The 14,763-nt window shown below is 70.8% G+C and carries 11 protein-coding genes and 2 pseudogenes; 10 read left to right on the top strand and 3 right to left on the bottom strand.

The window, feature by feature from the left end; translation table 11 throughout:
* Positions 1–27: 27 nt before the first annotated feature.
* The 3 genes from ACGF5O_RS13280 (at position 28) to ACGF5O_RS13290 (ending at position 3,093) form a co-directional block, all read left to right on the top strand.
* Positions 28–1,662 carry a M48 family metalloprotease gene (locus ACGF5O_RS13280; protein WP_393809984.1) on the top strand — a complete coding sequence of 545 codons (1,635 nt, stop codon included), beginning with the start codon at positions 28–30 and terminating at the stop codon, positions 1,660–1,662.
* 149 nt (positions 1,663–1,811) lie between these two features.
* Positions 1,812–2,480, top strand: coding sequence for a peptide-methionine (S)-S-oxide reductase MsrA (gene msrA / locus ACGF5O_RS13285; protein WP_393809985.1), 669 nt, complete (start codon positions 1,812–1,814; stop codon positions 2,478–2,480).
* A 250-nt stretch (positions 2,481–2,730) separates the two neighbouring features.
* Positions 2,731–3,093 carry a hypothetical protein gene (locus ACGF5O_RS13290; RefSeq protein WP_393809986.1) on the top strand — a complete coding sequence of 121 codons (363 nt, stop codon included), beginning with the start codon at positions 2,731–2,733 and terminating at the stop codon, positions 3,091–3,093.
* 66 nt (positions 3,094–3,159) lie between these two features.
* Here ACGF5O_RS13290 and ACGF5O_RS13295 read toward each other — a convergent pair whose 3' ends face one another.
* Both ACGF5O_RS13295 and ACGF5O_RS13300 read right to left on the bottom strand, forming a co-directional pair.
* A complete protein-coding gene (locus ACGF5O_RS13295) occupies positions 3,160–3,597 on the bottom strand; it encodes a DUF5958 family protein (protein WP_393810138.1) in 438 nt (145 codons plus the stop codon).
* Positions 3,598–3,601: 4 nt separating this feature from the next.
* Positions 3,602–5,122: a lysyl oxidase family protein gene (locus tag ACGF5O_RS13300; protein ID WP_393809987.1), complete on the bottom strand. Its 1,521-nt coding sequence runs from the start codon at positions 5,120–5,122 to the stop codon at positions 3,602–3,604.
* Between the two features lie 658 nt (positions 5,123–5,780).
* On the opposite strand from ACGF5O_RS13300, the pseudogene ACGF5O_RS13305 reads away from it, so the two are divergent.
* The 3 genes and pseudogenes from ACGF5O_RS13305 to ACGF5O_RS13315 all read left to right on the top strand — a co-directional run.
* A pseudogene (locus ACGF5O_RS13305) lies at positions 5,781–5,921 on the top strand (DUF4291 family protein); the annotation flags it as partial.
* A 117-nt stretch (positions 5,922–6,038) separates the two neighbouring features.
* Positions 6,039–6,836, top strand: a complete 798-nt coding sequence (locus ACGF5O_RS13310; protein ID WP_393809988.1) for a hypothetical protein — start codon at positions 6,039–6,041, stop codon at positions 6,834–6,836.
* 176 nt (positions 6,837–7,012) lie between these two features.
* Positions 7,013–7,687, top strand: coding sequence for a hypothetical protein (locus tag ACGF5O_RS13315; RefSeq protein ID WP_393810139.1), 675 nt, complete (start codon positions 7,013–7,015; stop codon positions 7,685–7,687).
* A 30-nt stretch (positions 7,688–7,717) separates the two neighbouring features.
* On the opposite strand, the gene ACGF5O_RS13320 is transcribed toward ACGF5O_RS13315, so the two are convergent.
* On the bottom strand, positions 7,718–8,833 hold the full coding sequence (locus ACGF5O_RS13320) for a hypothetical protein (protein WP_393809989.1): 1,116 nt from the start codon (positions 8,831–8,833) through the stop codon (positions 7,718–7,720).
* Between the two features lie 128 nt (positions 8,834–8,961).
* Between ACGF5O_RS13320 and ACGF5O_RS13325 the strand changes: the two are divergent.
* From ACGF5O_RS13325 to ACGF5O_RS13340, 4 genes and pseudogenes are all read left to right on the top strand, one after another.
* Positions 8,962–9,336 (top strand): annotated as a pseudogene (locus ACGF5O_RS13325) (DUF4291 family protein); the annotation flags it as partial.
* Between the two features lie 134 nt (positions 9,337–9,470).
* Complete coding sequence (locus tag ACGF5O_RS13330; RefSeq protein WP_393809990.1) at positions 9,471–10,748, top strand: ATP-binding protein; 1,278 nt, start codon at positions 9,471–9,473, stop codon at positions 10,746–10,748.
* A 131-nt stretch (positions 10,749–10,879) separates the two neighbouring features.
* Positions 10,880–12,157 carry a GNAT family N-acetyltransferase gene (locus ACGF5O_RS13335; RefSeq protein ID WP_393809991.1) on the top strand — a complete coding sequence of 426 codons (1,278 nt, stop codon included), beginning with the start codon at positions 10,880–10,882 and terminating at the stop codon, positions 12,155–12,157.
* A 155-nt stretch (positions 12,158–12,312) separates the two neighbouring features.
* Positions 12,313–14,733 carry a SpoIIE family protein phosphatase gene (locus tag ACGF5O_RS13340; RefSeq protein WP_393809992.1) on the top strand — a complete coding sequence of 807 codons (2,421 nt, stop codon included), beginning with the start codon at positions 12,313–12,315 and terminating at the stop codon, positions 14,731–14,733.
* Positions 14,734–14,763: the final 30 nt, after the last annotated feature.

Raw genomic sequence — 14,763 nt, forward strand, 5'->3', positions numbered from 1 at the left:
CCGGGGTCCTGTGGGGGGATCTGCCCGATGGGCGCAACTCTGCGGGCGCTGCGCGCCCTTGTTCTGCTCTGCGGTTTCTACCTGCTGAGCCTCGTGCTGCTGGCGGTGGTGGCCGTCGTCGACGTGGCGGCGGTGACGTGGGTGCCGGACGCCTTCGCCGGGAAGATCGTGATCGTTTCCCTGCTGCTGGCGATCCCGGTCGTCAGGGGCATGTTCATGCTGCGCACCCCCAAGGGCGAGGACCCGCCCGGCCTCCCGGTCACGGACGCCGACGAGCCCCGGCTGTGGGCACTGGTGCGGGAGCTCGCGGCGGCCACGGGCACCCGCGCACCGGACGCCCTCGTGCTCACCGGTGACGTCAACGCGGCGGTCGCCGAGGAGCCCCGGCTGCTCGGCCTGCGCCCGGGACCGCGCCGCCTCTACCTGGGCGTGCCCCTGCTGACCGGGCTGACCGAGGCCCGGCTGACGGCGGTACTCGCCCATGAGTACGGCCACTTCACCGGCGGTGACACCCGGCTGTCGGCGCTCGTCGTGCGCGGCCGGGCGCAGATCGTGCGGACCGTCGGGCACCTCCACGCGCGGGCCGACAGCAAGGAGGCCGCCGAGCGCGCCCGGCAGGAGAAGGCCGCCGCCAGGCGCACCGCGAAGGGCAGACAGGCCAAGAAGATCGACACCGCCGGCGCCGGCCTCACCTACCGGCTGATGGCGGCGCTCTACACGGCGTACGCGAAGCTCTACATGCGGGCCACGCTGTCGACGGCCCGCGCGCAGGAGTACGCCGCCGACCTGGCCGCCGCGCGGATCGCAGGCCGGGACGCGACGGCGTCGGCGCTCCGTGAGATCCCGGTCCTGTCCGCCGCCCACGACTTCTACCTCGACGCGTACGCGACGCTCGGCCTGCCGGCCCGGCAGCTCCCGCCGCGCGGGCAGTTCTTCGGCGGCTTCGGCCGGATGCTGACCGCGCGCGAGACGGAACTGGCAAGACTGCGGCAGGAGTTGCCGACGGAGCCCGGATCGGCGTACGACTCGCATCCGCCGGTCGCCGACCGGGTACGGCGGATCGAGGAGCTCCCCGCCGACGGCCGCGGCGAGCAGGACGACGGCCCGGCCCTCGCGCTGCTCGCCGACCCGGCCCGGACCCTGGCCGCGCTGGAGGACGCGGTGCTGACCGACGAGGTGGGGCGGTTCGGGCGGGCCGGGGAGTGGGAGCAGCTGCTGAGCTCGTCGATGGCCGCGGGGCTGGCCGCGCTCGACACCCCGCTGCACCGGGCGCTCGCCTCCCACACCGAGGACCGGCCGACGCTGCCCGCACTGCTCCGGCTGATCGACGACGGCGAGCTGTGGCAGCTGGCGCGGCGGCTGCCGCTGTCCGAGCAGGTGGCGACAGCGGAAGACCCGGCGTTCCGGGACTCCGCACGGCCGGTGCTGCGCGACTCGCTCCGGAGCATGGTGCTGGCCGAGTTCAGCGCGCGGTCGCTGCTGCACTGGGAGTTCTCCTGGTCGCGTCCGGCGGCGGTGCGGCTACCCGGTTCCGCGTCCGACCTCGACGGTGAGGCGGGCACGGAGGCCGCACTCCACGCCGCGGTGGCCGCCGCGCTGGCCGACCGCCCCGACACCGGCCCGCTACGGGCACTGCTGCCACCGACCCCACAGCCGGCCTGACCCGGCCGCGGGCACGGACACGCGCACGGGCGGGCGGAATCCTGACGGCATCCACCACGTTGTCCTGGTCACCACCACAAACCGCCACACCACACCGCACCGCACCGCACTGCTCCGCCCCACCCCGCTCAGCCCGCCAGGGAGACCCCATGTTCTTCGGCCGCACCCCCCAACTACCCACCCCCGAACAGGCGCTCAAGGGCCGGCCCGCGCCGGTGTTCGAGGTCCCCGACCGCCACACCGTCCTCGGCAACCCCCTCCTCGGCCCCTACCCCGAGGGCCTGGAGATCGCCGACTTCGGCCTCGGCTGCTTCTGGGGCGCCGAACGGAAGTTCTGGCAACTCCCGGCAGGCGTGTGGACGACGCTCGTGGGCTACCAGGGCGGCCACACCGAGAACCCCCTCTACGAAGAGGTCTGCTCGGGCCTCACCGGCCACACCGAAGTCGTACGCGTGGTCTACGACCCCAAGGTGATCTCGTACGACCGCCTCCTGAAGACCTTCTGGGAGTCCCACAACCCCACGCAGGGCTTCCGCCAGGGCAACGACGTCGGCACCCAGTACCGCTCGGCGATCTACCCCCACACCCCCGAGCAGACGGCAACCGCCGAAGCCAGCCGCAAGACCTACCAGAAGGTCCTCACCGGCTCCGGCTACCGCACCATCACCACCGAGATCCTCCCGGCCGACGGCCGCCCCTTCTATCCGGCCGAGGCACATCACCAGCAGTACCTCGACAAGAACCCGGCGGGCTACTGCGGGCTCGGCGGGACCGGTGTCTCCTGTCCGGTCGGGGTCGCGAAGGTCACCGAGGCGTGACTCCCGCCGCCGGGACCGGACGGGGGTCAAGCTGAGTGACCTGTCCGCGGGGAACCGTAAAAGGTGGGTGGGCGTCCTGAAGGCCATGATCAACAGTGCAGGTTCGGCGGCACACGGGTGGAGACGCGGGGTGGCGGCTTCATCAGCCGTGGTTGCGGCGGCCATGGTTCTGGCCGGGTGCGGGAGCGGCACGCCACAACCGGTCGGGGATCCTGATCCGGGCGGACGGTTGCTTGCGGCGATAAGACCGGTGCTTGCCGTCGCGCCGGCGGGGGCGCACATCTCTTCGAGGGACGCGGTCAAGCCGAGGTGGGACTCGTGTGACGGGATCGAGTCCACTTACGGCTGGGACGAGCCGACGGTGGCCCTGTCGTTCACCGGCGGGGGCACGGACGCGCAGGTCGTCGCGCATCTGAAGTCAGCCTTGGACAAGTTGGGCTGGACCTTCGATACCGCGAACTCCGCCCCCAGCGGGCCTTGGTACTGGCACAAGACCGTGGCCGGGCACGTCCAGGGCATCGTGCAACTACTCGGCGGTTCGGCCTTCACCCCCTCCGACTGGGACCTCCAGGCCACCACTCCCCCGGCCACCCACCCGGTCACCGGCTGTTGAACCACCTGCCGACGAACGCCGGAGAACCGCGCACCGCGCACCAAGTCAAGATCAGCAGAAGGCTGATCAGGTGGTAGCTGGTCCGGCACCTGGGCGAGTCGCCAGGTGATGCCAGGCATGATGACACCGCTCGACGCAGTCCCGAGCCCGTCGGCGGGTGTCGGCGACGGCCAGGAGAGCGACCAGCAGTCGAAACGCCCTCGGAAGGTCGTACGCGGGAAGCTGGGCCATGTTCAGCCGCCACCGCGTCAGCATGACAGCCGGCGTGTACGTCGGCCGTATGCCCGATCGCGCGATGGCTTCAGGTACGTCCGTCTCCGTGGCGCGGGCCTGAACACAGAACTGCACCAGGGCTCTGACGACCAGACGCTGCTCGTCCTCCGGACGGCGGGCGAACCGTGCCGCGCCGTCCGTCACTGGGCGAAGCCCCTGGCGTCGTGCCGTATGACCGGCGTCCGGCGTCCCGCCGGTGAGCGGGCGGGCGCGTCTGCCCCCGCCCGCCAGGTGATCAGGGAGCGTCGATGAGGCCGTACTTCGGCACGGTCACCGTACGGGCGCCCGGCGTGCCGCCGAGGACGACCTTGCGGTACGTGACGTTGTTGGCCGTGCTCTGCTCCTTGAGCCGGTTGTCCGGGTTGGCGATGACCTGGATGTAGTAGGTGCCGTTCGGCAGGTCCGAGACGTCGAAGGACTGACCGGGCCGGTACTGGCTGTAGGTGTCGCCGTTGCCGACGTCGAGCACCTCGCGCACCGAGACGGCGGTCTCCTCACCGCAGGCAGTGGCGAGGTCGGTGTTGTACGGGTGCCAGTTGGCGTTCTTCACCGTGTAGTCGATGGCGTCGGTGTTGGCCAGGCAGAACGCCTCCTTGCCGCTGCGGACGATCTCCTTCTTGTCCGCGCCGAGCAGCCGGTAGCTGGCGAAGTCGCTGAAGTGCCAGTGCTGGTGGCCCTCCCGCGGGTCCCACTCCATGGTGCCGGTGGGTGTGTACCCGACCTGCTTGCCCTTGGCGTCGTAGAAGTACTGGTACGCGTCCATCTTCTCCGCGCCGGGCTTGCGGAACCCGTCCACGACCAGCGGCGAGGGGCCCCCGTTCCAGACGGTGGCGCTGAAGGCGAGGTAGTCCTTGCCTGCGACGGCACCCGCTCCGCCCTCGGCCCCGTCGGTGATCGCGATGCCGTACGCGGGAAGGGCACGCAGGTCGGGCTTGGGCATGTCGGCGGCGACGGCCGCTTTGCCGACCGGACGTCGGGCGGCCGGCTTCAAGGTCTTCGACGCGCTCTGCTGCCCGCGCTTGGCGCCGGCCAGACCCTGCCCCCCGCCGGAGTCCTGCTGGCGGACCGTCACCTTGACGGTCTGCGTCTTGTCCGGTATTCCGAACAGGTCGCGATACTTCTTGGCCACCGACACCTTCGCGGTGTAGACGCCGGCCGGCAGGTCGATCGCGTCGTCCCCGCGGAAGCCCTGGGACGTGGCGGCCGCCCAGCCCTTCTCGACACCCCACACCCCGCCGAGCGCGAACGGGTTGTCGGAGCAGCCGTCGGGGTACTTCGAGGTGGCCGGGGCATCCGGCCGGATCCGGCCCGCCCGGTTGTTCGGGCAGAACGACTGCGTGGTGTCGACCTTCTTCGCACCCGACTCGTCGCTGATGCTGACCTTGAGGAAGCCCGGCAGACCCGAGAAGTCCTTCACCAGGTTCTTCGGCAGGGTCTTGGTCACCGTCCGGCCGCCGGAGCGGATCACCTGCGACGCGACGACAGGGTCGTTGTAGGACTTGCGCGTCACCCGCAGCTCGAACGGTCCCCCGTCGACCGTGATGTAAGTGCCGAGGTCCAGGTAGATCCCCGGCGCGCCTTCCCAGCGGTCGACGGTCACCGCGGGGGTGGCGGCGATCAGTTGGAGCTTCGGCGTGCCCGCCGGTGTCGCCGCTCCCGCGCCGGGCGCGGCGAGGGTTCCGGCGGCGCCGACGGTGAGGGCGGCAGCGGCGATGACCGCCGAACGCCGTAAGGCATTGGGGTGGTGTCTGGTCATGAGTGCTCTTTCTGCGTCTGGTCGGGACGAGTCGTGCACGTCTGCAGGCACGGCAGGAGGTGCTTGTGTGCCATCTGTGAAAAGGGTAAGAAGCCGACACAGGTTGCCTGGCAACCGAAAGTCGCCCTGAATGTCGGCCCGTTGCCGCCGTCGACTCGGTGCTCGACGACCGCCTGCCGCTCGGTCGGGCCGGAGAAAACACGCAGCCAGGGTGCGCGGCATCTGCGCCGACGGATCGTTCCCCGGGCAGTGCGGACCCGGCGGGACGGGAGTGCCGTGCCCGGTCGGGGTGACGGCGGCCGGGGCATGAGCTGCGACCTGTTCGAGAGGTAGCGGGTGGCAGCCCGCCCGACGAGGCTCACGCCTGCTCGGCCGGGGCTACCGGGGCCTGGACGAGAAGCAGAGCAGCGTCGTCGTCGAGGCCCTCTTCCAGCTTCTCGGAGAATTCCTCCGCGACCGTGACGGCGAGCAGGACGGACTGCGCAGAATCTTCCGCGACTACTCACGTCGCGCCGAAAGATGACGGTCCTGCCGCCGGACGGCTCCGACGGCTCCAACGCGTGCTCCGCCCACCGACGCCCGGCACCAGGTACGGCGACGGGCAGCCGAAAATCAGTGGTCCCCTGGTCGGGCCGACCTCACGCTGGACGTCATGGAAGAACCGCTACGCGGGATTCGTGCGGCCTACACCGAGTCCACGATTACCGTCTACCAGGCGTACGCCCCGGAAATCGGCCTGCCCGCAGTCCGCGAGGGCCGTTTCCCCGCCGTGTGGGAGCGGGACAGGATGACGTGGATCATCACGCCGTGTTGACAGACCCTTGCCCGTCGCTGTCGCCGAGGACCGGAGGCGGGCGGACGGGCCCTGACATGCCACCCGGTAGCTGCCTCAGACCGTGCGTTAACCTCTCGATCCATGTCTGACCTGCCGGATCACTCCAGTGCGACCATCGACGCGATAGTCGATCACGTCGGCCGCTCCACGCTTCCCTTCCAGCGAGCACACCGGGAGGAACAACACGCGACGGCCTTCTGGTTCAACGACCTCGTGGAAACGACCTCCGAAGGTGAGGTCATCCGGCAGTACCTCGTGACCGCGAGTGAGCCGGCACGAGTCGACTTGGCCGAGTTCACCCTGCGCCCCGCACTGTGCGCACCCGTGATGAGCGCCGAGAAGCTCATGATGCTCGACTTCGCGGAGGGGTGGACTCATCTCGGTGACCTGGGGGTGGCGGTCATGCCCTCCACCGGGCTGCACGCGCACGGCGCCCGCAAGGGCTGGCACTGGACGACCGACGAGATCACCGACGGCATCGCGGCCACGGAAGGGGACATCGCCGGCCTCGGTGAGTCGCCGGTCCCGGCCTATCTGCTGGGACACGTCAACGACGGGGACGGCACCCGGGAGCAGGCTGTCGTGGTCGGCCGGATCACACGCTCAGGCGACGGCGGCATCCGGTGGACCGGGGACCTGCCACAAGGGTGCGTGGGCGCACCAGTGTTCATTGGCGCACCCGTCGGCGAGGACAGTTTCAAGCTGGTCTGCGTCGGGGTGGCACTCTCCGCCGACGACCACCACACCGTTGCCCCCTTCGACCGCATCCGCGCCGCCGTGAGCGCCCTCCCGCCGAGCAGCACGTCAGCCCCTGACGGGGCCGGAACCGGTCCGCGGACAGCCGGGAAGAAGCAGCGCTGGTGGCGGCGACGCAGCTGACGCCGCACCGCATGCCGGGCCACGATCAGCCTGAACACCGCTTGATGGACGGGGTTCTGAACGCGGCTTGACATGAGTCATCAAGCAGCGTTCACAGCCCGCAAGAATCTGTGCCCACGCGCTGGACCGAGGCCACCTCTGGGCCTGCCTGTCGAGGCGAGGATCATTGGCCCGTGATGAAGTGGACGAAGGAGACGCCCCCGGTCGGCCAGTCCGAGCACGAGCCCGAACTCTCGGACTACCAGCGGGCGATGCGGAACCGAATTCTCGCGGCGCCGGTGGTGCCCGCGCCCGACCCCTGGCGACCCGTCTTTGAGTCCGAGTACGGCGTCCCTGTCGGCGGACTGCTCGGGATCGGCTTCGCGACGGACCCCGACACCGGTCACGATCTGGTGATGGTCGTCTCCCACGACGGGCTCGGACTTTTCGACGCCGTCACCGGCGAGAAGATCGCGCGGGATCGTGAGGCTGACCTTGAGGACAGCGGCCGCGACGCGGATCCCGCCGAGTGGTGTCCTGGACTGGGACCGGTCGTCGGAAGCCGGGTGCGGATCGCGGGACTTTTCGGCGGAGGACTGCACACCACCAGCGGAGACGGTTGGAAGCTGGAGGTCGTTGCCCCGGCGTGGCCGAACGAGCGTGTCCTGCTCTCCCGCGACGGCGGTCTGCCGCACTCCGGCCCATACGGGGAACGCTGGTGGCACATCTTCCACTCCGACTACTCCGAACTCCGTACCGCTGGATTCTCGCCCTCCGGCCAGACCCTTGCCGTAGCGACGAGCAGCGACCTTTCTCTGTGGACCCGTGAAGCGGACACCGGCACCAGCCGCTCCGGCAACAGCGAAACCTGACCGCGGAGGCGGCAGCGGCGTCACGCCGTGTCAGCCGTCGAAGCGGATCCAGTTGACCGGCGTGTCACCCAGTGACGCAAGAGCGGTGCGATGGGTTGCGCCGGCCCAGACACTGAAACCGGCGTCACCACCCTCGCCCGAGACATGCAGAACGAGTCCTGGAGCCGCGAAGAAGCGTGTGGGGAACGCAGCGCAGAAGGGCCGTAGGGGCACGGGGAGCAGTCCTTCGGTGAGCTGGTCGAGCTGTTCTTCCGTGACCTCGTCGCACAGAGCCACGTACTCCGCACCCATGGAAGCCTCGAAGAGCGAGAACTGGATGAGGAAACCGCTGAGCGGTTCCCGCTCGGCGATCGGAGGTTCGTCGTACTCGCGGAACCAGACGGTCGGATCGGCTTCGGGGCCGTCGAGCGTCCACATCAGCGACCAGAGGAAACCTCCCTGGTTCTCTTCGCCGAATACGAGCATCTCCCCTCTAGGGTCGGTCTGAAGCTTGGAGGGGGGAAGGATTCGGTTCTGCACTCCCAAACAGCGAGGGCGGTGCTGGGACAGCCGGTAGAAACGCCCCAGTCCTTCAGGCAGATCCACAGGAGGTTCCTGAACTGGCGGTAGTTCGGCAGTCTCAGCCGCGGCGGGGTACCAGCCGGTGATGAACTGTTCGAGCGCACGGACTCGGTCATCGTTCACCTGTCCGAGCCATTCCAGGTTCGGGAGATCTGCCGGCGGGAGGCAAGGCCGGACCCGGTCCAAGTCGAGCCTGCTCAACGGTGAAGCGAGGCGAAGGGCACAGTCGGTGAGGATGTGTTCGCCGGAGCCCGGACGGAGCACCGTGCTTGCCTGGATAACGGATCCGGTACCTAGATACACCAGGCCTTCCGGGTTCCGGACCGCCAGGTGAACCGGCAGCTTCCTTTCATCTACGCCCCGCTCCCACGGCTCATCCATCAGCCGTTTCCTGACGGGCGTCGGTGCAGGGCCCACCAGACGGAGCTCGTCGGCGTTCCACACGCAACTCCTACCGAGAGCGTCTCCGGCTTCTACGATAATCAGCGTCCCCGCCTCGCCGATGATGACCGTGGCGCTCCCGAAGGCGAACCACTCCCGGACCGCCGTGCTACCGCAGAGCGCGTACGCCCGCTCATCGTCCACGAGCGACATGGGAGACATCGCGTGAGAGTGATCAACCATGCACACATCTTCCTCGACGATCCGACGCCGACCGCCCACGTGCCGGACGTAGCTCGGCAGCAGCAAACCCAGAAGTCTGTGAACGCTGCTTGACGTGGATCAAGCCGTCGTTCCGGTGGATGATGTACCGCTGCGGCTGGGGCACCAAGGAAGGGCAGGAGACCGTTCTCGCTGTCGAGATCAGCCGGGACGGATTCGAGTGGGCGCTGCGCAACGCGTGTCTGTCGAGCTACGCCCGCGGGGTACACGCCGACCGAGCCGCCTGGCAGCGTCAGTTGAAGCGTGCGCCCGCCCGCCTGCAGTGGGACCCCGAGCGGGATCTGCACCTGCAGCCCCTGCCGTACCGGTCCCTGCAACCGGGGCTCTCCGGAGAAGCCGTACGACGCTACGCCGCGACCCGGCTGCTGCCGCCGGAACGCCCGCATCCCGCCGGAGACGAATCACTGGCCCACCTCATGGAGTGACGGGCTGCCCCGCCGAGCGGCCCCAGGCGCATCGTGTCCGCGGCGGAAGGAAGCCCGGCCGGGAGCCGCCTCGGTTCGTCACGGGGCGTTGTGGAGGGAAGAATGGGACTCCCGCGCCGTGTGAGGTGGTGGCGATGCCTGCTTGGCACCTGCGCGAATATCACGAGGACGATCTCGACCAGGCCATCGACATCTGGGATCAGAGCCGCCGGGCCGACGAGGACCAGGTGTTCGCGGTCTCCGAGGTCATGTCGGCGGCCAAGGCCGGACAGCCGGCGGTCGTGGCCGTCGTCGGCGACGAGCTGGTGGGCATGGCGGTGGCGCAGGCGTACGGCAAGCGCGGCTGGATCCTCCTGGTGGCGCTCGCCTCCCGCTGGCGCGAGCGCGGGATCGGGAGCGCCCTGCTCTTCGATCTCGAACGGCGGCTGCGGGCACTGGGCGTGCGCCACATCAGCGCGCTGCTGCCCGCCGACGCGGCGGGGACGAAGGCCCTGGAGAACTCCGGCTACCGCTTCCGCGACGGGCTCACCTACTACGAGAAACTCGAACCCGTCGAGACCGCCAACGCCGAGGTCCTCGCGGCGCTGGGCGGGCGCATACTGCCCGAGGGCCTCTGGAACGCCATGGCCGGCATGGAGGAGGAGAAGCAGGTCGTCGAACGCCGTGTCGTGCTCCCGCTGACCGAACCGGCACTGGCGGACCGCTACGGGGTGGCCCCGCCCAAGGCGATCATTCTCTTCGGTCCGCCGGGCACCGGGAAGACCAGCTTCGCCAAAGCGGTCGCCTCCCGGCTCGGCTGGCCGTTCGTGGAACTCTTCCCGTCCCGGCTCGCCGCCGACACGAGCGAGGGCCTGGCCGTGGCGCTGCGCGAGGCCTTCGCGGACCTGGCGGAACTGGACTCGGTCCTGCTCTTCATCGACGAGGTGGAGGAGATCGCCGGCGCGCGCTCCGGAAAGGCCGTCGATCCCGGGCACGGCGTGACCAACGAGCTGCTCAAGCTCATCCCCGTCTTCCGCGAGCACGACGCGAGGCTGCTGGCCTGCGCCACCAACTCGGTTCGCTCGCTCGACGCGGCGTTCCTGCGGCCGGGCCGGTTCGACTACGTCATCCCCATCGGCCCGCCGGACGCGACCGCCCGCGCGGCGATCTGGCACCGCTATCTCAGAGCCTCCGCCGAGTCCGTGGACATCGCCCGACTCGTCCGCGCGAGCGAGCTGTTCACCCCGGCCGACATCGAGTTCGCCGCACGCAAGGGCGCACAGGCGGCATTCGAGCGCGAGGTCACCGATCGGCAGGGCCGGCCGGCCACCACCGAGGACTACATGAGCGCCATCGCCGACACCCGGCCGACGCTCACCGCACAGGCCATCCAGGAGTTCGCGGAGGACATCGACAAGTACCGTCGCCTCTGACCCGGACGCCCTGTCCGGCTGCGGGCGCGGACGTAATTCGCTTGCCCCGGCCACGGGGCGGCGCTGGACTGTGGGCCGAGTCCGGACGCCCCGAGTCGTGGTGCCGGTATACCGGGGAGGCAGCGCCGCCTATGGAGATCCGTCCCACGACCGACAAGGATCTCGACGTCTTCGTCGACACCGTCCATGCCGCGTTCGCGCTCTTCCCGGAACCCCCGGTCGAGGGCGGCGGGCTCTGGTGGTCGGCGCTGGAGACGGAGCGCTGCCTGCTCGCCCTGACGGCGGACGGGCGGCCGGTCGGCACCGCCGCCGCGTACACCTTCGAGCTGACCCTGCCCGGTGCGGCCCTCGTCCCCGCCGCCGGGGTGACCGCGGTCGGCGTCCTGCCCTCGCACCGGCGCCGGGGCGTGCTCAGCGCGATGATGCGGCACCAGCTCGCCGACCTGCGCGCCCGCGGGGAGTTCCTCTCCGTGCTGCTGGCCTCGCAGGCCCCGATCTACGGCAGGTTCGGCTACGGACCGGCGACCTACACGTCGCGGCTGACGGTGCCGCGCCACCGGGCCGCCCTCATGGTTCCCCGCGCGCACGCGGTGACCGACGCGCCGACAACCGGGCCGGGCAGCGGCTCAAGCAGCGGCTCAGGCGGCGGCTCAGGCGGCAACCCAAGCAGCGGCTCGGTCGAGGTGCTGCGTCGTGCCGAATGCGGCGAGATCCTGGAAGAGGTCTACGACCGGTACCGCCGGGCCCAGCCCGGCGCGCTGTCCCGGCCGCACCGCTGGTGGGCCCTGCGCGCGGGGCAGCCCCCGGTCGCGCCGGCGCCGCGCTACATCGCCGTCCACCGGGACTCCGACGGGGTTCCGGACGGGTATGCCAGCTACGCGGTCGACTCCGGCACCCTGACGGTCGACGAGACCATCGGCACCGACGACGCCGTCCTCACGGACCTGGCCCGGTTCGTACTCGGGCACGACCTGGTCTCCCAGGTCGTGTTCAAGCACGTCCCGCCCGGGCACCCGCTGCGCTGGCAGCTGACGGACTTCCGCGCCGGTGAGGTGAGCGGCGACACCGACTGGCTCTGGGTACGGCTGCTGGACGTGCCGCGGGCCCTGACCGCGCGCGGCTGGTTCACGGACGGCGAGCTCGTCCTCGACGTCGACGACCCGTTCCTCGGCGAACACGACCGCTACCTGCTGACCGTCCGGGACGGCAGGGCCGACTGCGTCCCCACGGACCGGCAGCCCGACCTGTCCCTCGACGTGCGCGACCTGGGCTCCGTCTACCTCGGCGGCACCGCCCCGGGCACGCTCGTACGTGCCGGACACGTCCGGGCCCACCACCCGGGCGCGGCCGCCCTCGCCGACGCCCTCTTCCGCACCGACCGCCCGCCGCACTGCCTGCACTGGTTCTGACCCGGATCCCGCCTCCCGGCTCCCGGCTCCCGGCTCCCGGCGATGAGGCTCTCCGCCGTCCGGCCCGGGCCCGGCGGGAGAGTCGCGGACGGAGACGTCGGGGAGGACCATCGGAGTGACGGAGGCAAGGTGGTGTGGCTATGGGGACGCCGTCGATGCATTTCAACGAGAGTCCCGAGGATCCGTTCGCCCTCGGCCGTGGGGCCTCGGCCGTGCTCGACGAACAGGGCACCGTGGTCGGCTGGAGTGTACGCGCGGAGGAGTTGCTGGGCTATCCGGCCGGGAAGGTGCTCGGACGGGGGTGGCGGGACCTCCTGGTCGACGCCCGTGACCTGGCCGTCGTACGGTCCGTGGTCGTGGAGGCCGTGAAGACGGGGGGCTGGTTCGGGGTTCTGCCCGTCCTGCACCGCGACGGGCACCGTGCCGAGATGGCGTTCCGGGCCCGGGCGATCACCCGGGAGGGCGGCCGTCAGGAGTGGCTGCTGGTCGGGGCCCCCGCCGCCGAGGTCATCGCCTGGCAGCGGGACCGGGCGCTGCTGGACGGCCTGTACCGGCGGTCCCCGATCGGTCTGGTCACGTACGATCCGGACCGGAGGGTCATCCGGGTCAACCGTGCGGTCGAGAAGGCGAGCGGCGTCCCGGCGGAGGCGCCGGTGGGCCACCGCCCCCGCGAGTTCATGGTCGACGAGGACGCGGGGCCCGCGGACGAACGGGTCCGGCACGTCCTGGAGACCGGCGAACCGCTGATCTTCACCGAGCAGTCCGCCCGGGCCCGCCACGATCCGGGCCGGGAGCGGATCGTGTCCGTCTCCGCGTTCCGGATGGAGGACCCCTCGGGCCGGGTGCTCGGCGTGGCGGAGACGATCGAGGACGTGACCGAACGTCACCGGGCGCAGCGCAGGCTCGCCCTGCTGAACAAGGCGAGCGCCCGGATCGGAACCTCGCTGGACGTGACACAGACCGCTCGGGAACTGGCCGGAGTGGTCGTCCACGGCATGGCCGACCACTGCTCGGTGGACCTCCTCGAACCGGTGACACTCGGTGACGAACCGGTTCCCGGTGCGGCGGGTCCGCTGCTCCGGGCCGCCCTCGCGCCACCGGAGCACCGCGTCCCGTACCAGGAGGGCGAGGTGGTCCCGCTGTTTCCGGAGTCCCCGCAGGCGCGGTGTCTGGCCGAGCGCCGCCCGATCCTCGAAGGGCTGCTGTCCCTGCGGCCCGAGTGGTACGCCATGGACCGGCGGCGGATCGAGATCGCCTCGGGTCTCGGCGTCCATTCGCTGATCGCGGTGCCGCTGGTCGCGCGCGGCCTCGTGCTGGGCGTGGTGAGCCTGTGGCGGTCGCGCAACGCGGAGCCGTTCGAGGACGACGACGCCGCCGTGGCCGAGGAGCTCTCCTCGCGCGCGGCCGTCTGCATCGACAACGCGCGCCGCTTCACCCAGCAGCAGAGCGCCGCCCTGACCCTGCAGCGCAGTCTGCTGCCGAGCGTGGCGTCCGACCTGCCGGCCGTGGAGGTGGCCTGCCGTTACCTGCCCGCGAGCGGTGAGCCGGGCATCGGCGGCGACTGGTTCGACGTGATCCCGTTGTCGGGTGCCCGGGTCGCCCTCGTGGTGGGGGACGTGGTCGGCCACGGGATCCACGCCGCGGCGTCGATGGGCCGGCTGCGCGCCTCCGCCCGCACCCTGGCCAGCCTCGACCTGGAGCCGGACGAGGTGGTGGCGCGGCTGGACGACCTGGTCAGTCTGCTCGCCACCGAGCAGGAGGCGAACGCCGACGGCAACCACTCGGCGGTCGAGCAGGTGCTCGGGGCCACCTGCCTCTACGCGGTCTACGACCCGGTCTCCCGGCACTGCTCCCTGGCCCGCGCCGGCCACCCGGCGCCGCTGATGTCCACCCCGGACGGCGCGGTGACGGTCCTCGAACTGCCCGCGGGTCCGCCACTGGGCCTGGGCGGACTGCCGTTCGAGACGTACGAACTCGATCTCCCCGAGGGGACGCTGCTCACGCTCTACACCAACGGTCTGCTGGAGGCGCGCAACGGCGACGTGGACGCCGCGCTCCTGAACCTGCACGCGTGTCTCGCCCACACCGCCGAGCCCCTGGAGCAGATCTGCCACTCCGTCGTCGAGGCGCTGCTGCCCAAGGGCCACCTGCCCAGCGACGACGTCGCGCTGCTCATCGCCCGTACCCGGGTGCTGCGGTCGCAGGACGTCGCCTCCTGGCAGTTGCCCCTGGAGGCGACCTCCGCCGCCCGGGCCAGGGAACTGACCACGGCGACACTGACCGAATGGGGGCTGCCCGAACTGGCCTTCACCACCGAGCTGGTCGCCAGCGAGCTGGTCACCAACGCCTACCGGTACGCGGCAGGACCCGTCGTGCTGCGCCTCATCCGTACGCACTCGCTGATCTGCGAGGTGTCCGACACCAGCCACACCGCCCCCCATCTGAGGCGGGCCCGCAGCACGGACGAGGGCGGACGCGGGCTCTTCCTGGTCGCACAGCTCACCGAGCGGTGGGGCACGCGTTACGCCCACGACGGCAAGACCGTCTGGACGGAGCAGCCGCTGCCGCCCGCGTGACCCGCGTCGCGCGGCACGGCAGCCGCCGCC

The organism is Streptomyces sp. NPDC048291 (assembly GCF_043201715.1).
Lineage (GTDB): Bacteria > Actinomycetota > Actinomycetes > Streptomycetales > Streptomycetaceae > Streptomyces.